Below are 19,439 nucleotides of genomic sequence, written 5' to 3' on the forward strand. Positions count from 1 at the left end.
TGATATGAAAGGGAACAGCATCATGAATACCATTATGAATAAATCCACGAACCGCGCTTATCAGCATGCCCCGTCAGCATGGGGGGCCGTATTTTCGATGGCCCTTGGCGTCGTTGTGCTGATCGCCTCAGAATTTATGCCCGTCAGCCTGCTGACGCCGATTGCGCAGGATCTCGGCATCAGCCAGGGCAGTGCAGGACAGGCCATCTCGGTATCCGGTATGTTTGCCGTGGTGACCAGCCTGCTCAATACCCCCCTCACCGGCCACTGGGACCGGAAAAAAGTGCTGATGAGCTTCACCTTCCTGCTGATTGCCTCCGGTGTGATCGTTACGCTGGCAGCCGACGGTATCACCTTTATGGTGGGCCGCGCGCTGCTGGGGATGGCTATCGGCGGCTTCTGGTCAATGTCGACCGCCACGGTGATGCGCCTGCTTCCCGCCCATTCGCTGGCAAAAGGCCTGGCGTTAATCAACGGCGGCAATGCGCTGGCAGCGACGGTCGCCGCGCCGCTGGGCAGTTTTCTCGGGCAGTATACGGGCTGGCGTGGCGCCTTCGTTATCGTGGTACCGCTGGCGGTGCTGGCGTTTGTCTGGCAGTGGCGCAGCCTTCCGCTGATGCCAGCGGATCGTCCGCGCAAACCTGTCACCAATCCTTTTTCCCTGCTGCGTCACCCTCAGGTGGCGCTGGGCATGGCGGGGATACTGTTTCTGTTTATGGGGCAGTTTGCCCTTTTCACCTACCTGCGCCCGCTGCTGGAGGAGGTCACGCGGGTATCGGTCACGCAGCTTTCGCTGATGCTGTTCGCCCTGGGGGGATTCGGTCTCGTCGGTACGTGGCTGATGGGCCCCTTGCTTAAGCACGGGCTCTACGCCTGGCTGGCGGGCATTCCGCTTGCCATGGCCCTGATCGCCCTGTTGCTGATTGTGCTGGCTGACGCGATGGTTCCCGTCAGTGTGCTTCTCGCCCTCTGGGGCCTGATCGCCACACCGGCCCCAATCGTCTGGGGTGTCTGGCTCAGCAAAGCGCTGGCAGAGAATGCCGAAACCGGCGGTGGGCTGATGGTGGCCACCATCCAGTTGGCCATTACCGCCGGCGCCGGACTGGGCGGCATCCTGTTTGATGCCTCAGGCTGGTGGAGCCCTGTCGTGCTGGGCGCAGGTTTACTGCTTGCATCAGCCGGCTTCGCCCTGGCAGCACAAAAGAACAGGGACGCCGTCTGAGCGCGAAGGCGAAGTGCTGCCCTCGCCTTCTGACGATTTTCGACAGGCCATGTTAAAAATAATAAAACATCGTTTCATTTTTGTTGTAATCCTTTCTCCATCTGCTTATGCTTCCTGAACCGGCCCGCGCGATCACGTTCTGCTGTTTTCACTGCGCGTGCCCACTTACCTATAAGGAAGCCAGGATGATCCTCAACGCATTTAATCTTGAAGGCAAAGTGGCCATGATCACCGGCTGCAATACCGGTCTCGGCCAGGGAATGGCGCTGGGTCTGGCCCAGGCAGGGTGCGATATTATTGGCGTCAATCGCTCCACTGCCAGCGAAACGGCAGAGAAAGTCGCCGCGACCGGACGACGTTTCGTCAGTATTACGGCCGATCTGTCCGACAGCCGCTGTATTGACGGGGTGATGGCGCAGGCGCTGGCCGCTTTCCCCAGGCTGGATATTCTGGTCAACAATGCCGGGATCATTCGCCGGGCAGACGCGATCGACTTCAGTGAGACTGACTGGGATGAGGTGATGAATATTAACAGTAAGACACTGTTTTTTCTGTCGCAGCGGGTCGCCCGTCGTTTTATCCAGCAGGGACATGGCGGTAAAATCATCAATATCGCCTCCATGCTGTCATATCAGGGCGGTATTCGCGTCCCTTCCTATACTGCATCGAAAACCGCCGTACTCGGGCTGACGCGCCTGATGGCCAATGAATGGGCAGCGCACGGGATTAACGTTAACGCCATTGCTCCTGGCTATATGGCCACCAATAACACTGAACAGCTGCGCGATGATGAAGAACGCAATCAGCAGATCCTGGCGCGCATACCTGCCGGGCGCTGGGGCCAGGGCAGTGATATGATGGGGCCTGTGGTGTTTCTCGCCTCTTCCGCCTCGGACTACGTCAATGGCTTCACTCTGGCAGTAGATGGCGGCTGGCTGGCGCGTTGAGCGCTCTGTCTGTACGGGAGGGAAAAAAGCCCCTCTCCGTACCGCTTACGATCAATAACACTTTATTTATCTTTCGTTACAGCGTCACATATTTATTCTACTGTATATATTCCCTATACTGGATGCATTGACAGTTATGTAGCCAGGTATCCCCATGACGGCCGAAGGCCATCTTATTTTTGCCATTGCCAGCGCTATTTTCGCCAAGCGTGCTGAACTGACGCCGGTGCTGGCCAGCGCCGACTGGTGGCATATTATTCCGGCCACGCTGCTCACCTGCCTGCTACCGGATATCGACCACCCCAAATCCTTTCTCGGGCAGCGGCTTAAATGGCTGTCGCACCCGATTGCGCGGGCGTTTGGTCACCGGGGCTTTACGCATAGTTTGCTGGCCGTTGTCGGTGGCGTTGCCCTGCTGCAGTTAAAACTTCCTGCCAGTTGGCTGATCCCGGCCGATGCCTTCCAGGGAATGGTGCTGGGTTATCTCAGCCACATTGTTGCCGATATGCTCACACCTGCCGGGGTGCCACTGCTCTGGCCCTGCCGCTGGCGCTTTCGCCTGCCCCTGCTCAGAAGCCAGAAAGGAAATCAGCTGGAACGCACCCTGTGCCTGGCGCTGGTCGGTTATGCCATCTGGTTCCCCCCCGGCGCGCTGCCTTTTGGTGCATCAGACTGGACCAGTCAGGTGGTTAACTCAGCGCAACATCACATCGAACGGTTTATTAACAAACAATAGGATGAATTATTAAACAAATATGAGCAAAAAATTATAAATAATTCCGTTTGGATATAAGGTCGCACCAACAGTAACTGATACCATTCCGTCACTGGTTTACTTACTGCGCAACAGAAATTAACTGCCGCAGGCATGACTACGACGTAGTCCGTATTTTTTTGGAGATATTGGGAATGAATTTTCCACTGATTATTAACCTGGTGGTGTTTGTTGCACTGCTGCTGCTGGTGGCCAAAGCCAGCCGTACGGGCTGGAGTCTGTCGAAAAAGGTGCTTGTTGGCCTGGTGGTCGGGGTCCTTTTCGGTCTGGCGCTGCATATCTTCTATGGTGAAAACAGCCCGGTGATTAAAGAGTCGGTAAGCTGGTTTAACCTGGTGGGTAATGGGTATGTTCAGCTGTTGCAGATGATTGTGATGCCGCTGGTCTTTGCCTCGATTCTCAGCGCCGTTGCCCGCCTGCACAATGCCTCATCGCTGGGCAAAATCAGCCTGCTCACCATTGGCGTACTGCTGTTCACCACGGCCATTGCGGCGGCGGTCGGGGTGTTCGTCACCTGGCTGTTCGGTCTCAATGCCAGCGGCCTGGTGCAGGGTGCGCAGGAAACCGCGCGTCTGGCTGCCATTCAGAGCAATTATGTCGGCAAAGTGGCCGACCTCAGCGCGCCGCAGCTGCTGCTGTCGTTTGTGCCGAAAAATCCGTTTGCCGATCTGACCGGAGCCAGTCCGACGTCAATCATCAGCGTGGTGATCTTTGCCGCGTTCCTCGGTGTCGCCGCCCTGCAGCTGCTGAAGGATGATGTTGAGAAAGGTCAGCGCGTGCTGAAAGCCATCGATACCCTGCAGGCCTGGGTGATGAAGCTGGTTCGTCTGATTATGAAACTGACCCCTTACGGCGTGCTGGCACTGATGACCAAAGTCGTTGCCACCTCCAACCTCAGTGACATTATTAAGCTGGGGAGCTTCGTGCTGGCCTCCTACCTCGGTCTGGCCATCATGTTTGCCGTCCACGCTCTGCTTCTGTCGGTCAACGGCGTGAACCCGCTGCGCTTCTTCCGCAAAGTGTGGCCGGTGATTACCTTTGCCTTTACCAGCCGTTCCAGCGCAGCCACCATCCCGCTGAGCGTGGAAGCACAGACCCGTCGTCTGGGCATCCCTGAGTCGATTGCCAGCTTCGCCGCCTCCTTTGGAGCCACTATCGGTCAGAATGGCTGTGCCGGCCTGTACCCGACGATGCTGGCGGTGATGGTCGCCCCCACCGTGGGCATCAACCCGTTCGATCCTATGTGGATTGCGACGCTGATCGGTATTGTCACCCTCAGCTCTGCCGGTGTGGCCGGCGTCGGCGGCGGTGCCACCTTCGCTGCGCTGATTGTGCTGCCGGCGATGGGCCTGCCGGTCACGCTGGTCGCGCTGCTGATCTCCATCGAACCGCTGATTGATATGGGCCGTACCGCGCTCAACGTTAACGGTTCGATGACGGCCGGTACGCTCACCAGCCAGTGGCTGAAGCAAACCGACCGCCAGATCATGAACACCGATGCGGATAACGAAGCCGAACTGGCCCACCGTTAATCCGTTGCTGACGGGCCGTCAGGATGACGGCCCGTTTCTTTTTCTCTCCCTGATTCGCCCATATCCCTTCATTTCTCAGGCGTATACTGCTCACTGTTCTATAGTTACTGGTGTCTTAATGCGGTCACCGGAGCAATCAGCATGTCAAAAAATACGCAACACCCCGATCAGCCACAGCCTTCCTGCCCTGTGAATAGCAAAGTAGAGGCCCTCGAACCCTTCCGTAAAGGCGGTAAAAACCAGCCGCTGACCACCAATCAGGGAACGCGAATTGCAGACGATCAGAACTCGCTGCGCGCAGGCACCCGGGGTCCGACGCTGCTGGAAGACTTCATCATGCGTGAAAAAATCACGCACTTTGACCATGAGCGCATCCCGGAGCGCATCGTACATGCGCGGGGTTCGGCGGCACACGGTTACTTCCAGCCCTATCGTGATATGAGCCAGGTCACCAAAGCGGGTTTTCTGGCCTCACCTGACACCATCACCCCGGTTTTTGTGCGCTTTTCTACGGTGCAGGGCGGAGCCGGATCGGCAGATACCGTGCGCGATATCCGCGGTTTTGCCACAAAATTTTATACTGAGGAAGGCGTGTTCGATTTAGTCGGGAACAACACGCCGGTGTTCTTTATTCAGGATGCCCATAAATTTCCGGATTTCGTCCATGCGGTTAAACCTGAGCCCCACAACGAAATGCCTCAGGGCGGGAGCGCCCATGACACCTTCTGGGATTACGTTTCCCTGCAGCCGGAAACATTGCATAACGTCATCTGGGCTATGTCCGATCGCGGTATCCCCCGGAGCTATCGCACCATGGAAGGCTTTGGCATCCATACCTTCCGCTTTATCAATGCCGAAGGCCGCGCCACCTTTGTCCGTTTTCACTGGAAGCCCGTGGCGGGTAAAGCCTCACTGCTCTGGGACGAAGCACAGAAGCTGAGCGGGCGCGATGCGGATTTCCACCGTCGCGACCTGTGGGAATCAATCGAGGCCGGTGACTTCCCTGAATACGAGCTCGGTGTACAGCTCATTGAGGAAAGCGACGAATTTGCCTTCGACTTTGATCTGCTGGACGCGACCAAACTGATCCCTGAAGAACTGGTGCCGGTGGAGCTGATTGGCAAAATGGTGCTCAACCGTAACCCGGATAATTTCTTCGCGGAAACAGAACAGGTCGCCTTCCATCCGGGTCATATCGTACCGGGGCTGGACTTTACCAACGATCCCCTGCTGCAGGGGCGACTGTTCTCCTATACCGATACCCAGATCAGCCGGCTTGGCGGGCCTAACTTCCATGAGATCCCGATTAACCGTCCCGTGTGCCCGTACCACAATTTCCAGCGCCAGGGGATGCATCGTATGGATATCGATACCAACCCGGCGAACTACGAGCCAAACTCGATCAATGATAACTGGCCGAGAGAAACGCCTCCTGCCGCCCGCCACGGCGGGTTTGAGAGCTATCAGGAGCGGATTGAGGGGCATAAAGTCCGTGAGCGCAGCCCCTCGTTTGACGAACATTACTCGCAGCCGCGCCTCTTCTGGCTGAGCCAGACCCAGGTGGAGCAGCAGCATATTATTGATGCTTTCTCCTTTGAACTGAGCAAGGTGGGTCGCAGCTATATCCGTGACCGGGTGGTCGATCAGCTGACGCATATCGATATTTCCCTCGCGCACAGCGTGGCAGAAAACCTGGGTATTACGCTGACGGAAGCGCAGATGCAGACGGCACCGCCGAAGGATGTCAACGGACTGAAGAAGGATGCCAGCCTCAGCCTGTATGCGGTCCCCAGCGGTAACATTAAAGGGCGGCAGGTCGCGTTGCTGATCAGCGACGGCGTTGATGCTGCTGATACGCTGGCCATCTTACAGGCGCTGAAAACCCAGGGCGTCCATGCGAAGCTGCTCGCCCCCCACATGGGCCAGGTGCGAGCCAGTGACGGCTCACAGCTGACGGTTGATGCCACCTTTACCGCGCTGCCCTCTCTTGCCTTTGACGCCGTCATTGTACCGGAGGGGAATATTGATGCCCTGCTGTTACGCGGTGACGCCTGTTACTTCCTGCTGGAAGCCTACAAGCATCTGAAGGTCATTGGTCTGAGCGGTGGCGCACGCCGTTTTGCCGCGCAGTTTGGTCTGGCGGATGACGAGCAGGAGGAAGGCGTGATTATCGACAGTAAGGCGGAAGGCGTGCTGATGAGCGAGTTCCTGGCCGCCATGGCCGCTCACCGCATCTGGTCACGCAGTCAGAAAGCGCTAAGCGTTCCGGCATAATTCACCCGACAGCACAGACACCCACCGGTCAGCGCCGGTGGGTCTTCAGCGCGGCAGGAAAAGCATGCAAAAAAAACGGCCACTGACGTGGCCGTTTTAATTTCGAAACAGGTATCAGTTACTGATTAACCTGCGGGTCGGTGTCGTAATCTTTACAGCTCTGGAAGCCGTAGTTCATCACGCGACCGGTATCAGAGTAGCTGACAAAGTAGGTCTGCTGCTTACCGTCACGCTCACCAATGACATAAGTCTGGCAGGTACCACGAGCATGAACCATGGTAATTTCTGTTGACGGTGGCCCGGCGATGTCACGAACCTGCTGGCGGGTCATTCCTTTTTTCACATCCTGTACCACGGGCTTAGTCGCATAACTTTCAGCGCGATCGTATGCCGTACATCCTGATAACACAGCCAGTGCCACTGCAGCACCCATTAATCCCGTTAATTTACGCATTTATTCTTCCTCGTGTCATTTCCGTCAAAGCATAAGCCTGGAATAGAAATGCAGATTTTTCAACTTTATGCCGTCAAATTATTATCAGTTTATCTCCGTGATGCCTATAATTCGGGACTGAGAATGAACATTCGCATTGCAGGCCGCATCAGGATGAAGCTGCGAACGCGTCACGACAGCGAATAGCGGAGCGACAATGAGCCAACAGACAGAAGCCCGCGATGCCCGCCATCGCCTGCGTCAGGATGAAATTATTACTGCCGCCCGTCGCTGTTTTCGTCAGCACGGCTTCCACGCGGCCAGCATGGCGCAGCTTGCCAGCGAAGCACACCTGAGTGTCGGCCAGATTTATCGCTATTTCAGCAGTAAAGACGCGATTATTCAGGAAATCGTCAGGCGGATTATTGATTCCCGCCTGCAGGAGATGCTCAGTACCAGCAGTAATGTCCACCTGCCCGAGCTGCTGGCCTGGCGCGAGGTGAATAATGAAGAAGACGAGGCGCTGATGATGGAGGTGGCGGCAGAAGCCACCCGCAGCCCCCGTGTGGCAAAAATGATGGTTGAAGCGGATGAACGTATGTTCAGCCACGCCTGCCAGAAAGTCGCCCGTATGTACCCCGGTTTCAGCGAGGAGCGTATCCGTGCCAGTGTCGAGATCCTCGCCGTGATGGTTGAAGGTACTGCCTGCCGGCGCATTACGCCTCAGAAAGCCTCGCCAGAACGTCTGCATATCCTGTATCAACACATTAGCGACCTTCTATTTAAATCAGAGGAATCATGACACCTGTTCACTCCCGCCGTCTTGGCTATGCCATCACGCTCGGCCTGCTGGCGGCCCTCGGGCCGCTGTGCATCGATCTGTATCTGCCCGCCCTGCCGGAGCTGGCCCGCGACCTGAACACGCCCACCGCCACCGCACAGCTCAGTCTGACCGCCGGGCTGCTGGGACTGGGACTGGGTCAGCTGTTTTTTGGCCCGTTAAGCGATAAGTATGGGCGTATCCGCCCGCTGCTCCTGTCACTGGTGTTGCTATTGATTGCCTCTGTCGGCTGCGCGCTGGCCCAGGATATTCACCAACTGCTGCTGGCCCGCCTGTTTGAAGGGCTGTCCGGCGCGGGGGGCGCCGTGCTGTCACGCGCTATTGCCCGTGATATGTACAGCGGCCATGAACTGACCCGCTTCTTCGCTCTCTTAATGCTGGTGAACGGGCTGGCACCGATTGCGGCCCCGGTGATGGGGGGCGCACTGATGGCGTTCCTTGACTGGCGCGGCCTGTTTATGGTCATCGCCCTGATCGCCCTGATGCTGTTTATTCTGGCCCGCGTCAAACTGCACGAAACCTTGCCGGTAGCGCGACGGAGTCAGGGCAGTATTTTTTCCGCCTGGGCCGCGCTGGGCCAGGTCATTATGCACCGTCCGTTTATGGGCTTCTGCCTGACGCAGGGGTTTATGATGTCAGGGATGTTTGCCTACATTGGCGCGTCCCCCTTTGTACTCCAGCAAATTTATCAGCTCTCCCCGCAGGCGTTCAGCTTCTGCTTTGCCGCCAACGGCGTGGGTCTGATTATTGCTTCGCAGGTCAGTGCGCGTCTCTGCCCGCTATGGGGCGAGTATCGCGTACTGAAAGGCGGTCTGACGCTGGCGTTGATTTCATCGTCGAGCCTGCTGCTGGCCGGATTAACCGCCGCGCCGCTGCCGCTGGTGCTGGTTGCCCTGTTTTTCACCGTCGCCAGCAACGGCGTTATTTCGGTGACCGCCTCCTCACTGGCGATGCAGAGCCAGGGCCATCGCGCGGGCAGCGCGTCAGCCGTGATTGGCGTCACCATGTTTACGCTGGGCGGTATCAGCGTGCCGGTGACCGGCATCGGTGGCACCTCGGTGCTGACCATGACCGCCACAATTTTCGGCTGCTATATGCTGGCCATTCTGATGTTTACCGTGCTGGCGCAAAAACCCAAAAAAGAGTGAGCCTTTAACGCGTGGCGCGGAGAATAACGGATTGAATGTTGTTGTTTCGCGCCAGGCGCGTTAGCTTTAAGAGATATACATCGCGTGTCGCCGTTTGCCGGCGCTGAATCTGAGGAGAGGTCAATGGCTTTGCAACAGGAAATTATCGCGGCGCTGGGCGTCAAACCCACAATTGATGCCCGTGAAGAAGTTCGCACCAGCGTCGAGTTTCTGAAGTCGTATCTGAAAACCTATCCGTTTCTGAAATCACTGGTGCTGGGGATCAGCGGCGGTCAGGACTCCACTCTGGCCGGCAAACTGTGCCAAACCGCCATCAATGAACTGCGTGAGGAAACGGGCGATCGGGGCTATCAGTTTATTGCCGTACGTCTGCCGCACGGTGTGCAGGCGGATGAACAGGATTGCCAGGATGCGATTGCGTTTATTCAGCCGGATCGCGTCTTGACGGTGAATATCAAAGCGGCCGTGCAGGCCAGCGAGCAGGCGCTGCGTGACGCCGGGATCGCCCTTTCTGATTTTATTCGCGGCAATGAAAAAGCGCGTGAGCGCATGAAAGTCCAGTACAGTATTGCCGGTATGACCTCAGGCGTGGTGGTCGGCACCGATCATGCGGCCGAAGCAGTGACCGGGTTCTTCACCAAGTATGGCGACGGCGGCACGGACATCAATCCCCTTTTCCGCCTCAATAAAGGCCAGGGCAAGCAGTTGCTGAAGGCGTTGGGCTGTCCGGAGCATCTGTATCTCAAGCACCCCACGGCCGATCTGGAAGACGATCGTCCCGGCCTGCAGGACGAAGTGGCTCTGGGGGTGACCTATGAGATGATTGACCGCTATCTGCAGGGGGAAACTATCGATCCTGCAGCGGCCGCCACCATCGAGAACTGGTACCTGAAAACCGAGCATAAGCGTCGTCCCCCGATCACTGTTTTTGACGATTTCTGGAAAAAATAACCTGCCGGGGCGAACTGAATTCCCGGTTCGCCCCGCAAAATTCCTCTGCTATACTGTATATCTGACCAGTTAGCGGAGTTGTGAGTGACAAGAAAAGCAGCCAGCCATCGCCTCGAATTCGAGGCTGAAGCCATCTATCAGTATCCCGAACAGCTACGTCCGTGGATCGCTGACCTACCCAACCTGCCCGGTGTGTACATCTTTCACGGTGAGAGCGAAAGCCTGCCACTGTATATTGGCAAAAGCGTCAATATTCGCACCCGTGTCATGTCGCATCTGCGCACCCCGGCAGAGGCGCGGATGCTGTATCAGGCCCGCCGTATCAGCTTTATTCCCACCGCCGGAGAAATGGGTGCCCTGCTGCTGGAAGCACAGATGATCAAGTTGCAGCAGCCGCTGTTCAATAAGCGCCTGCGTAAAAACCGTCAGCTTTGTTCTCTGCTGCTCCGGCACGACCGTCCGGAGGTGGTGTACGCCAAAGAGGTCGACTTTTCCCATACGCCGAACCTCTTTGGCCTCTACGCTCACCGTCGGGCGGCGCTGGCCACCCTGCAGAAAATTGCCGATGAGCAGCAGCTCTGCTTCGGCCTGCTGGGGCTGGAGCCGTTAAGCAAGGGGCGGCCGTGCTTCCGCTTCAGCCTGCGCCGCTGCGCCGGTGCCTGCTGCGGGAAAGAACCGACGGAGGCACATTATCAGCGTCTGCTGGCCGCGCTGGAGGCCGTCCGGCTTCAGTGCTGGCCGTGGCCGGGAGCCATCGCGGTGGTGGAAGAAGGCGTGATGCAGAAGCAGATCCACGTGATCAATAACTGGCTCTATCTGGGATCCGTCAGCGAACTCGCTGATGCGGCCGCGCTGTGTAGCACTCCGCCTGGCTTCGACAGTGACGGTTATAAAATACTCTGCCGCCCCCTGCTGTCAGGGAAACTGCCGGTGATCCCCCTGCCCGTTCCTGCAGCATAAAAAAACCGCCGACGCTGACCACCGCCATTCTGGCAAGGTGGGCAACGTCGGCGGTCTCTGGTTAATCAGCGACTTTTAGTCTTCTGCAGGAGGCATTTTACCTTCATGCTGCGGTTTTTCTGTCAGACGTTTCTCAAAGTTCTGATTAAACTGTTTTTTCTGCTCAGGCGTCAGGACGTTGTACAGCTTGTTCTGCGTTTCCAGCATCGACAGCGCGCGGGCTTTGCCGTTGGCCGACATTTCAGTCGCCTGAGCCTCTGCCTTACTGCGGTCAAAGGTGTCCGCCGCAATAATTCTGTGTACGGCCCGGCGCTCTTCCAGAGAAGGACGCTTCATCTCTTTGTGTGATGCCTTCATGATGGTGCGCATCTGCTCTTTCTGCGCATCGGTCAGATTCAGCCCTTTGAACATTTCGTGCATCCCACCGTGACGCGGCGGCTTGTGCATCATAGGTTTGTCAGCGCCCGCTGGCGGCGGTGTTAAAGTGTCCGCTGCGGCATGAACAATACCCGCAGTGCCAAGCGCCAGTGTAGCGGCAACAACAAAAGAGGTTAATTTACGCATAATATTGTCCTTGTGGTTCAGTCTGTTGCAATTCAGTTGTCGTGATGTCGAAATCAAGTCTACGACGCTGAATGTCAAGTACCCAGAGCCTGGGTAAAGCCCTGAAAGCATAAAAGACAATTTGACGCCAATCATGGAGAGAATGCGAAGGATTGTGTGAGGAATTGAAAAAAAATATGAATTTACAGAGGTTTGTGCAGAAACTGTGGAGGAGTGTAATACGCGCGCAAGGAGAGCGAAAGAGAAAAGTGAAGGTTTCGATCGGGGAAAAAGGAAAATGCGGCCGTCCACCGGCCACAGCGTAAATTCAGGGATTCGTGTTACAGCGTCGACCCCAGCGCTTCGTTATGCGCAGTATCTTCCACCAGCATCAGACCGGCACGCAGGCCGCTGGCTACGTGCGGATTCGGGAACAGCACGAACTCGTGTGCCTGCTGCACATAGTAGCGTTTGTCGCCATCTTCAGCGAGCAGAGCGCCCTGCGGGAAGACGGTAAAGTTCAGCGTGTCATCGCTCATGTGCAGCACAAACCGATCGGTATGCCGGGTGATCTGCTGTGATACCCGATACCGCCGGGGCGCTTCGGCCACTTCAGGCAGCGTCCCCCCGCTGATCAGTGCGTCCAGCGCCCGCACTGCCGCACTGAACTGGCTCAGGTCGTTATCCCCAAACGGCAGCGCCTTGCCCAGCTCCAGCGTGCAGCTGGCCGCCTGAAAATGCTGGCTGCTGTAATGGGTAAAGGTGCCACCCGGTGAGCGGTGAAACACCAGCGCTTCCAGCCCGGCAGCGGCCAGCCAGTCCATAAATGTTTCCGGCCACGGCGTATCGCGCTGCGGCATAACGCCAAAGCGGGTATGGTACGAGCCGCGAATGGCGGTGTGCATATCGATATGCCAGCGCACCTCTTCATACTCTCCGGCCTGCCAGAAGTTTTCCATTGCCTGCTCAAGGCGCCAGGCGCGGCGGGCTTCCGGGCAGTCTTCATACTGCTGCCAGCGGCCGCCAAACATCCGGTTCATATCCCCATGCAGATAACGTTTGTTCTGCCGCAGCGCAGCCGGGTTGCCGTAGATCACCAGCAGGCGGGTTAACAGCGGTCGCTCGCCGCGCAGCAGCGAGTCCACCATCTGCTCGAGGATCTCGACCGGTGCCGTCTCATTGCCGTGTACGCCCGCCGAAACCACCAGCGCCATAGAAACGGTCTCTGGTGGGGTAATTTCAAGAATGCCCACGTCAATCCAGCGCCAGCTCAGATGCTCATTGCGTCCTTCTGGCTGCGCAGGGATCTGCCCGTTGAGGGTTAAGGTGAGGAAATCCTGCATTGCTACTCCTTACATCAATCGCCGTTCAGCCCTGACAGGCCGGAGAACGTCTCCGGCCCTGCGATCATCGCGTTACTGCTGAAAACGGTAAACATTGCCTAAGTTTAGCAGCTTAGTGAGCTCATCGAGAGCTTCACGTCCTTCCCGCAGCAAATGAGGGTCGGCGAGGTCGGCCTGCGACAGGCGATCGCGGTAGTGCCGCTCCACCCAGCCGTTAAGGGTGGCAAACAGCGTATCATTCATCATCACGGCCGGATTAACGGCCGCCTGCTGTGTGGCGTTCAGCACCACGCGCAGGCGCAGACAGGCCGGGCCGCCGCCGTTACACATACTTTCACGCAGGTCGAAGACCTTCAGTTCATCGATGGGGCCGCCGCTGGCCGCCAGCTCGCTCAGATAAGACCAGACGCCCGGGTGACGGCGCGCCTCATCGGGCAGAACCAGCAGCATTTTCCCGTCGGGCTTGCTTAACAGCTGGCTGTTAAACAGATAGGTCGCCACCGCATCGGCGACGCTGACGCGATCGTCAGGCACCACGATGGGCGTAAAGCCAGGAACCTTCTCCGCCAGTCCGGCCAGCAGCGCCGGCTGGTTTAAAAAGGCCTGCTGATGACAGAACAGCACCTGCTGATTGCTGACGGCAATCACATCATTATGGAAAACCCCCTGGTCAATCACCGCAGGATTTTGCTGGGCAAAAACGGTCCGCGCGGCATCAAGCTGATGCAGGCGGCTGACGGCTTCGCTGGCTTCGCGGGTCTGCCGTGCCGGGTAGCGAGACGGTGCCACGCTGCCGTCCAGTTCGCTGCGACCATAAACAAACAGCTGTATCCCCGCCTCCCCGTAGTGCTGGCCGAAACGGTTATGGTTAGCCGCCCCTTCATCACCAAACATGGCCACCTGCGGCAGTGCATCATGCACGCTGAAGTGCTGAGGATCGCGGAATATCGCCCGCAGCAGTGCCCCGGTGGTCGGCGCCTCCATCGCGCGGTGGAATTTATTATTCAGGTTGGCGACGGTCAGGTGCACCCGGCCATCGGCACTGTCAGCAGAGGGCGACACGGTCGCGGCATTGGCCACCCACATAGCCGAGGCGGAACTCACGGCAGAGAGCAGTGCCGGATTCTGTTTCGCTGCCTGTGCCAGCACCTGCTCGTCGCTACCGCTGAAGCCGATTTGCCGCAGCGCATCAATGTTAGGGCGCTCGTGTGGTGGGATCACTCCCTGCAGAAACCCCCTGTCCGCCAGGGCTTTCATTTTCATCAGTCCCTGAAGCGCCGCCAGCTTAGGATTAGACACCTGGTGCTGATAGCGTGTTGAAGCCTCATTACCAAAGGAGAGGCCCGCATAATGGTGAGTCAGGCCGGGCAGTCCGTCGAAATTCACTTCAAGGGCTTTCATGGCGTCTCTCCCTGCGCGCTAAAATCCAGACCCGGGGAGAGCGTGGCGGGCAGCGACAGGTCAGCCGACTCCAGCGACGCCATCGGCCAGGCGCAATAATCGGCGGCATACCAGGCGCTGGCGCGGTGGTTGCCTGACGCGCCCACGCCGCCAAACGGTGCAGTACTGGCCGCCCCGGTCAGCGGTTTATTCCAGTTGACGATACCAGCACGCGCCTCAATCAGCAGGCGCTCAAACTTCTCCCGCTGCGGTGAAATCAGTCCGCAGGCCAGGCCGTAGCGGGTGTCATTGGCGATGCGGATCGCACTGTCAAAATCGTCATAACGGATCACCGACAGCAGCGGGCCAAAGACTTCTTCATCCGGGAGCGTCTGCAGACCGGTCACATCAATGATGCCTGGCGTCAGGATCGCGCTGCTGCGCTGCGGCCATTGCATGGCCAGCAGCACCTGGCCGCCGGCATCCACGCGCGCCTGCCATTCACTGAAGATTTTTTCAGCCGCCTGCACGGAAATCACGCTGCCCATAAAAGGCTGCGGTTCAGCATCCCAGCGGCCGGTACGAATGCGGGCGGCCACCTCTACCAGCCGCCTCAGAAAGGCATCCCCCGCGGCACCGCGCCTGACCAGCATGCGCCGGGCACAGGTGCAGCGCTGTCCGGCGCTGATAAAGGCAGACTGGATGGCAATATGGACGGCCCCTTCGATATCATCGGGATCTTCCACAATCAGCGGGTTATTTCCCCCCATTTCCAGCGCCAGCATTTTTTCCGGCTGCCCGGCAAGCTGACGGTGCAACTGATAGCCGGTGGCGGCACTGCCGGTAAACAGTACGCCATCGACCTGGGACGCCTGCGCCAGCGCCTGACCGGTGTCCCGTCCGCCCTGCACCAGGTTGAGCACGCCATCCGGCAGTCCGGCACGCTGCCACAGCCGCACGGTCAGTTCGGCAGTCATCGGCGTCAGTTCACTGGGTTTAAACACCACGCCGTTACCGGCCAGCAGCGCCGGAACAATATGGCCGTTCGGCAGATGTCCCGGGAAATTGTAGGGCCCAAACACGGCCATCACCCCGTGCGGACGGTGGCGCAGAGAGCTGTCACCTGTACTCTGCTCCCCGGTACGGGCATGCCATGCGCGCACGGAAATCCCGACCTTATTAATCATTGCCTGCACTTCAGTCTGGGTTTCCCAGCGGGGTTTTCCCGTTTCGCGCGCGATAGTTTCGCTCAGTTCCACTTTATTTTTTTCCAGCAGCGCGGCAAACGCTTCTGCGATGGCCTGGCGTTCAGCGAACGGACGGCGGGCCCAGGCGGGGAACGCTGCACGCGCCGCTTCGCAGGCGGCAGTCACCTGCGCGGCAGTGGCGGTGTTACCCTGCCATAACGGCTCCCCGTCCAGCGGGCTGGTTTTACTCAGGATCTCACCGCCACCGGTCAGCCACTGACCATTAATACAGTGCGTCATGCTTTTTTCTCCTCGCGACAAAGTGTCACTACCCGCAGGTTGTCCCCCGGCTGGCAGCCTAAAATTTCGGCCTGCGCCGCCGTAACCGCGACGGTGTCGCGCTGCGGATCGGCAGGCAGCAGCATCACCCGGAAGTGATGATAGTTTTCATTGGAAACCAGGCACAGCGGCAGCGCATCATCCTGATGCTCACTCAGAGAGACGCCCATCAGGCGGCTTTTACGGATAGCGCGAACCCGGTCAATATCACACTCGAGCGTCGGGCCACCGTCAAAAATATCGACATAATTCTGGAAGTGAAACCCTTCTGCTTCCAGCACGGCACGCGCCGGGGCGGTATGCGGATGCACCTGACCTATGACCGCCTTCGCCTCTTCCGACAGATAATCGATATACAGCGGATGCTTTGGCATCAGCTCAGCGATAAACGCCTTTTGCCCGGTGCCACACAGATAATCGGCATCGGAAAATGACATAGAGAAAAAACGACTTCCGACGCTGTCCCAGAAGGGTGAGCTCCCCTGCTCATCAATCACACCGCGCATTTCAGCGACCACTTTCTGCATAAAGTGCTGGCGAAAACCGGCCATAAACAGAAAGCGCGACTTTGACAGCAGATAGCCGTTTTTACCGTTGCGGTAGTCGGGATCGAGGAACAGCGTACAGAGCTCACTGCTGCCGGTATGGTCATTACTGAGCGACAGCGTGGGCAGCATGTTGTAGACGTTCAGCTCTTTGGAGGCATGAACCTGGGTGCCTACGCGAAAGTTGTACCACGGGTCCTGCAGACCCACGGCCACTTCAATGGCACAAATGCCCACCGCTTTTTTGCTTTCACTGTCTGCCAGCACAAAAACGTATCCCTGTTCCGCATCCGGCAGTTTGCCCTGCCAGGTTAACAGCGAACGATCGATACGTGCTGACAGCGTGTCGCTGTCGGCAGGCAGCGAGGTCAGGCCCCCGCCGGTTTTCCCGGCGAGGTGCAGTAACTGCGCGAGATCGTCTCGTTCAACGGGACGAATGAACATCATACGCGGGCTCCTTCAGTGACGGCGCGGCAGGCGCGTTCGAAGCGTGCCAGCCCCTCTTCCACTTCCTGGCGGGTGATAATCAGGGAAGGCGCGAAGCGCACGACACTGGCCCCGGCGATCAGCACCATCAGGCCCTCAGCGGCGGCGGCCTGGTTGATCAGTTTGGCTTTACCCTGGTAATCCTGATTCAGCACGCAGCCGATCAGCAGGCCCAGACCACGAATTTCGCTGAACAGCTGCAGACGCTGGTTGATCGCCGTCAGACCGTCAACAAACCACTGATGGCGTTCAGCGACCCCGGCCAGCACCTCCGGTCGGTTAATTAACTCCATCACTTTACCGCCGACCGCACCGGCCAGCGGGTTGCCGCCGTAGGTGGTGCCGTGGCTGCCCACATTCAGATGGGCGGCCAGGGTTTCGGTGGTCAGCATCGCCCCGATCGGGAAGCCGCCGCCCAGCGCTTTCGCTGTGGTCAGCACGTCCGGCGTCACACCGTAGTGCATATACGCGTAAAGCGAACCGGTGCGGCCGACGCCGCTCTGCACTTCGTCAAAGATCAGCAGTGCACCGTGACTGTCACACAGCTCGCGCAGGCCGCGCAGAAAGCCAGGTTCCGCCGGCACCACACCGCCTTCCCCCTGAATAGGTTCGACAATCACCGCACAGGTCTGGTCGTTAATCAGCGCAGCCGCTGAGGCCAGATCGTTATAGACCGCATGCTGAATACCCTGCGGTAAGGGGGCAAAATCTTTCGAATATGCCGGCTGCCCCCCGGCAGAAACGGTGAACAGCGTGCGACCGTGAAAGGCATTTTTGAACGCCACAATACCGTTTTTCTGCGGTTGCTCGTTATCCATCGCCACTTTACGCGCCAGTTTCAGCGCGGCTTCGTTGGCTTCTGCCCCGGAGTTACAGAAAAATGCCCGGTCAGCAAAGGTGGCATCGACCAGCTGTTTCGCCAGGCGCAGGATCGGTTCATTGGTATAGCCATTGCCGGTGTGCCACAGCAGAGCAGCCTGCTGCTGTAAGGCGCGTTGCAGCTCGGGATGCGCGTGCCCGAGCGCATTGACCGCAATACCCCCGGCAAAGTCGATGTACGACTTCCCTTCCTGATCCCACAGTGTCGAACCCTCTGCCTTCACCGGCACAAAGCTGGCCGGGGCATAGGTGGGAACAATCCATTGATCAAAATTTTCACGGGTAACTGACGGTTGCATGGCGGCCTCGTTATTCACATTCCCCTGCGCAGGCAGGGTGAATTAAAAGTTTAATTAATGTTAATGAAATGATTCATTGCAGCTCTACTGTAGATTGCACGCCGCGTGCCAGCCAGAGAAAAAAATGCATAAACCCGGGTCAGATACCGTATATCAATGAGTTACGCCAGGCTGCTATTCATCGTTAATGCATAGAAAGTGAATAACAATCTGAACAACGGGGCTTTACAGCAGAATAAAAAGCAGAATTATGCAGTGGCAAAATAAAATATCGAATGTGTGATCGAAGCCGGAATTTGGTTTTAAAAAGAGGCAGTTAACGCCTTGAAAAAGGTCAGGCGCACCAGGGGGGTGCACCCGAACCGTGCCAGTGGCGGTAATGAGGAAGGCGTGAGTGGGGGCAGATAACCGGGCAACCGCCCGTGCGTCAGGTCAGCCGGTAACGACTGTCCGGGCGTGGGGTGTCCGGCAGATCCTCGTCCAGATTCATTTCACGCAGGTTGATCTCAATATTGGTACACATGGCATCCAGCGGCAGGTGGTTTGTGGCCAGGCCGAACGGCATTTCCAGCTCCTCTGCCAGCGTATCCAGCGACAGGAAGGTATAGGCGATAAACACCGAAACCAGCGGCGTCATATAATGCAGATCCGGGACCAGGGCAAAAGGCAGCAGCGTACAGAACAGATAGACGGTTCTGTGTAACAGCAGCCCGTAAGCGAACGGCACCGGCATGCTGGCCAGCCTTTCACACCCGCCCAGCACCTGGGAGAGCTGATTGATATTGCTGTCCATGTGCATATACAGGATATCGGAAAGATTCCCGCGACGGCGCTGATCGGCCAGCCACTGGGAGAGCTGCAGCTCAATAAAGTTAGTCGGCGAACGCCGTTTCAGCACCTCATCCGCCTCCTCCCCCAGATAGCGGCGGAGATCTTCGCGCGCGTCGCTGTGGCGCAGCTGGTGTTTCAGACTGTAGGAAAAGGCCAGCAGCAGGGAGGTGACGCGCGGCGCATCGGCGGGAGAAATGGCCAGCGCAAGGCGCTGTAGCGTGCGGCAGGCGATAAGCAGGTTACCCCAGAACATACGGGCTTCGATAAAACGACCGAAGCAGACGCTGTTACGGAACCCGAGGAACACCGCGATGGAGACCCCCAGCAGGCTGAACGGCGCCAGCGTCAGCTTAATGCCCAGCGTTTCGTACCAGTCGAGACAAAAAATGGCGATCAGGGACATCAGTAAATTCAGCGACAGACGGAACCAGATGCCCGGCAATACCGAACCGTGCCAGGCGAACAGGCGGATAAACCAGTGACTCTCAGGGCGGATGATCATGATGTGCAGTTGAGTGGGATTT

General features: G+C 57.8%; 16 protein-coding genes and 1 pseudogene. 9 read left to right on the forward strand and 8 right to left on the reverse strand.

All coding sequences use genetic code 11. The features are described from left to right. Positions 1–22: 22 nt before the first annotated feature. The 5 genes and pseudogenes from K6L24_RS12165 to katE all read left to right on the forward strand — a co-directional run. Positions 23–1,222 carry an MFS transporter gene (locus K6L24_RS12165; RefSeq protein ID WP_062743649.1) on the forward strand — a complete coding sequence of 400 codons (1,200 nt, stop codon included), beginning with the start codon at positions 23–25 and terminating at the stop codon, positions 1,220–1,222. A 185-nt stretch (positions 1,223–1,407) separates the two neighbouring features. Continuing rightward, positions 1,408–2,169: a 2-dehydro-3-deoxy-D-gluconate 5-dehydrogenase KduD gene (gene kduD / locus K6L24_RS12170; protein WP_118664232.1), complete on the forward strand. Its 762-nt coding sequence runs from the start codon at positions 1,408–1,410 to the stop codon at positions 2,167–2,169. Between the two features lie 154 nt (positions 2,170–2,323). Beyond that, on the forward strand, positions 2,324–2,905 hold the full coding sequence (locus K6L24_RS12175) for a metal-dependent hydrolase (protein WP_062743510.1): 582 nt from the start codon (positions 2,324–2,326) through the stop codon (positions 2,903–2,905). 173 nt (positions 2,906–3,078) lie between these two features. Continuing rightward, positions 3,079–4,476 (forward strand): L-cystine transporter, encoded by a 1,398-nt coding sequence (locus tag K6L24_RS12180; RefSeq protein WP_222681504.1) that lies wholly within the window; start codon positions 3,079–3,081, stop codon positions 4,474–4,476. A gap of 198 nt (positions 4,477–4,674) precedes the next feature. Continuing rightward, positions 4,675–6,750, forward strand: a pseudogene (katE, locus tag K6L24_RS12185) (catalase HPII); the annotation flags it as partial. 118 nt (positions 6,751–6,868) lie between these two features. Here katE and osmE read toward each other — a convergent pair. After that, the gene (gene osmE, locus K6L24_RS12190) at positions 6,869–7,204 is read right to left on the reverse strand and encodes an osmotically-inducible lipoprotein OsmE (RefSeq protein ID WP_062743513.1); all 336 of its coding nucleotides are present in this window, start codon (positions 7,202–7,204) and stop codon (positions 6,869–6,871) included. A gap of 196 nt (positions 7,205–7,400) precedes the next feature. On the opposite strand from osmE, the gene K6L24_RS12195 reads away from it, so the two are divergent. The 4 genes from K6L24_RS12195 to cho all read left to right on the forward strand — a co-directional run bounded on the left by K6L24_RS12195 (position 7,401) and on the right by cho (position 11,083). Next, the gene (locus tag K6L24_RS12195; protein WP_062743514.1) at positions 7,401–7,985 is read left to right on the forward strand and encodes a TetR/AcrR family transcriptional regulator; all 585 of its coding nucleotides are present in this window, start codon (positions 7,401–7,403) and stop codon (positions 7,983–7,985) included. After that, positions 7,982–9,172, forward strand: a complete 1,191-nt coding sequence (locus K6L24_RS12200) for a multidrug effflux MFS transporter (protein WP_062743515.1) — start codon at positions 7,982–7,984, stop codon at positions 9,170–9,172. The genes K6L24_RS12195 and K6L24_RS12200 overlap by 4 nt, the downstream gene beginning before the upstream one ends. Positions 9,173–9,295: 123 nt before the next feature. Continuing rightward, positions 9,296–10,123 carry an ammonia-dependent NAD(+) synthetase gene (gene nadE, locus K6L24_RS12205; RefSeq protein WP_062743516.1) on the forward strand — a complete coding sequence of 276 codons (828 nt, stop codon included), beginning with the start codon at positions 9,296–9,298 and terminating at the stop codon, positions 10,121–10,123. Between the two features lie 84 nt (positions 10,124–10,207). Continuing rightward, positions 10,208–11,083, forward strand: a complete 876-nt coding sequence (cho, locus tag K6L24_RS12210; protein WP_062743517.1) for an excinuclease Cho — start codon at positions 10,208–10,210, stop codon at positions 11,081–11,083. A gap of 75 nt (positions 11,084–11,158) precedes the next feature. Here cho and spy read toward each other — a convergent pair whose 3' ends face one another. The 7 genes from spy to K6L24_RS12245 all read right to left on the reverse strand — a co-directional run bounded on the left by spy (position 11,159) and on the right by K6L24_RS12245 (position 19,417). Beyond that, positions 11,159–11,647, reverse strand: a complete 489-nt coding sequence (gene spy / locus K6L24_RS12215; protein ID WP_222681505.1) for an ATP-independent periplasmic protein-refolding chaperone Spy — start codon at positions 11,645–11,647, stop codon at positions 11,159–11,161. Between the two features lie 320 nt (positions 11,648–11,967). Then, complete coding sequence (astE, locus tag K6L24_RS12220; RefSeq protein WP_062743519.1) at positions 11,968–12,969, reverse strand: succinylglutamate desuccinylase; 1,002 nt, start codon at positions 12,967–12,969, stop codon at positions 11,968–11,970. A 72-nt stretch (positions 12,970–13,041) separates the two neighbouring features. Continuing rightward, positions 13,042–14,370 carry an N-succinylarginine dihydrolase gene (gene astB, locus K6L24_RS12225; protein WP_118664238.1) on the reverse strand — a complete coding sequence of 443 codons (1,329 nt, stop codon included), beginning with the start codon at positions 14,368–14,370 and terminating at the stop codon, positions 13,042–13,044. Next, on the reverse strand, positions 14,367–15,836 hold the full coding sequence (gene astD / locus K6L24_RS12230) for a succinylglutamate-semialdehyde dehydrogenase (RefSeq protein ID WP_062743521.1): 1,470 nt from the start codon (positions 15,834–15,836) through the stop codon (positions 14,367–14,369). Before astD ends, astB begins: the two co-directional genes overlap by 4 nt. Next, entirely contained in the window at positions 15,833–16,867 is a 1,035-nt protein-coding gene (astA, locus tag K6L24_RS12235; RefSeq protein ID WP_118664239.1) for an arginine N-succinyltransferase, read from the reverse strand. The genes astD and astA overlap by 4 nt, the downstream gene beginning before the upstream one ends. Continuing rightward, positions 16,864–18,084, reverse strand: a complete 1,221-nt coding sequence (locus K6L24_RS12240) for an aspartate aminotransferase family protein (protein WP_062743650.1) — start codon at positions 18,082–18,084, stop codon at positions 16,864–16,866. The genes astA and K6L24_RS12240 overlap by 4 nt, the downstream gene beginning before the upstream one ends. A 427-nt stretch (positions 18,085–18,511) precedes the next feature. Beyond that, a complete protein-coding gene (locus K6L24_RS12245; protein WP_062743523.1) occupies positions 18,512–19,417 on the reverse strand; it encodes a bestrophin family protein in 906 nt (301 codons plus the stop codon). Positions 19,418–19,439: the final 22 nt, after the last annotated feature.

The organism is Erwinia persicina (assembly GCF_019844095.1).
GTDB classification, from domain to species: domain Bacteria; phylum Pseudomonadota; class Gammaproteobacteria; order Enterobacterales; family Enterobacteriaceae; genus Erwinia; species Erwinia persicina.

Excerpts from the sequence above, each read along its gene's own strand:
- nadE (WP_062743516.1), top strand. The coding sequence starts at position 9,296 with ATGGCTTTGCAACAGGAAATTATCGCGGCGCTGGGCGTCAAACCCACA.
- K6L24_RS12195 (WP_062743514.1), top strand. The coding sequence starts at position 7,401 with ATGAGCCAACAGACAGAAGCCCGCGATGCCCGCCATCGCCTGCGTCAG.
- spy (WP_222681505.1), bottom strand. The coding sequence starts at position 11,647 with ATGCGTAAATTAACCTCTTTTGTTGTTGCCGCTACACTGGCGCTTGGC.
- astA (WP_118664239.1), bottom strand. The coding sequence starts at position 16,867 with ATGATGTTCATTCGTCCCGTTGAACGAGACGATCTCGCGCAGTTACTG.
- K6L24_RS12200 (WP_062743515.1), top strand. The coding sequence starts at position 7,982 with ATGACACCTGTTCACTCCCGCCGTCTTGGCTATGCCATCACGCTCGGC.
- K6L24_RS12180 (WP_222681504.1), top strand. The coding sequence starts at position 3,079 with ATGAATTTTCCACTGATTATTAACCTGGTGGTGTTTGTTGCACTGCTG.
- K6L24_RS12165 (WP_062743649.1), top strand. The coding sequence starts at position 23 with ATGAATACCATTATGAATAAATCCACGAACCGCGCTTATCAGCATGCC.
- K6L24_RS12245 (WP_062743523.1), bottom strand. The coding sequence starts at position 19,417 with ATGATCATCCGCCCTGAGAGTCACTGGTTTATCCGCCTGTTCGCCTGG.
- K6L24_RS12240 (WP_062743650.1), bottom strand. The coding sequence starts at position 18,084 with ATGCAACCGTCAGTTACCCGTGAAAATTTTGATCAATGGATTGTTCCC.
- astB (WP_118664238.1), bottom strand. The coding sequence starts at position 14,370 with ATGAAAGCCCTTGAAGTGAATTTCGACGGACTGCCCGGCCTGACTCAC.
- astE (WP_062743519.1), bottom strand. The coding sequence starts at position 12,969 with ATGCAGGATTTCCTCACCTTAACCCTCAACGGGCAGATCCCTGCGCAG.
- kduD (WP_118664232.1), top strand. The coding sequence starts at position 1,408 with ATGATCCTCAACGCATTTAATCTTGAAGGCAAAGTGGCCATGATCACC.
- K6L24_RS12175 (WP_062743510.1), top strand. The coding sequence starts at position 2,324 with ATGACGGCCGAAGGCCATCTTATTTTTGCCATTGCCAGCGCTATTTTC.
- astD (WP_062743521.1), bottom strand. The coding sequence starts at position 15,836 with ATGACGCACTGTATTAATGGTCAGTGGCTGACCGGTGGCGGTGAGATC.
- osmE (WP_062743513.1), bottom strand. The coding sequence starts at position 7,204 with ATGCGTAAATTAACGGGATTAATGGGTGCTGCAGTGGCACTGGCTGTG.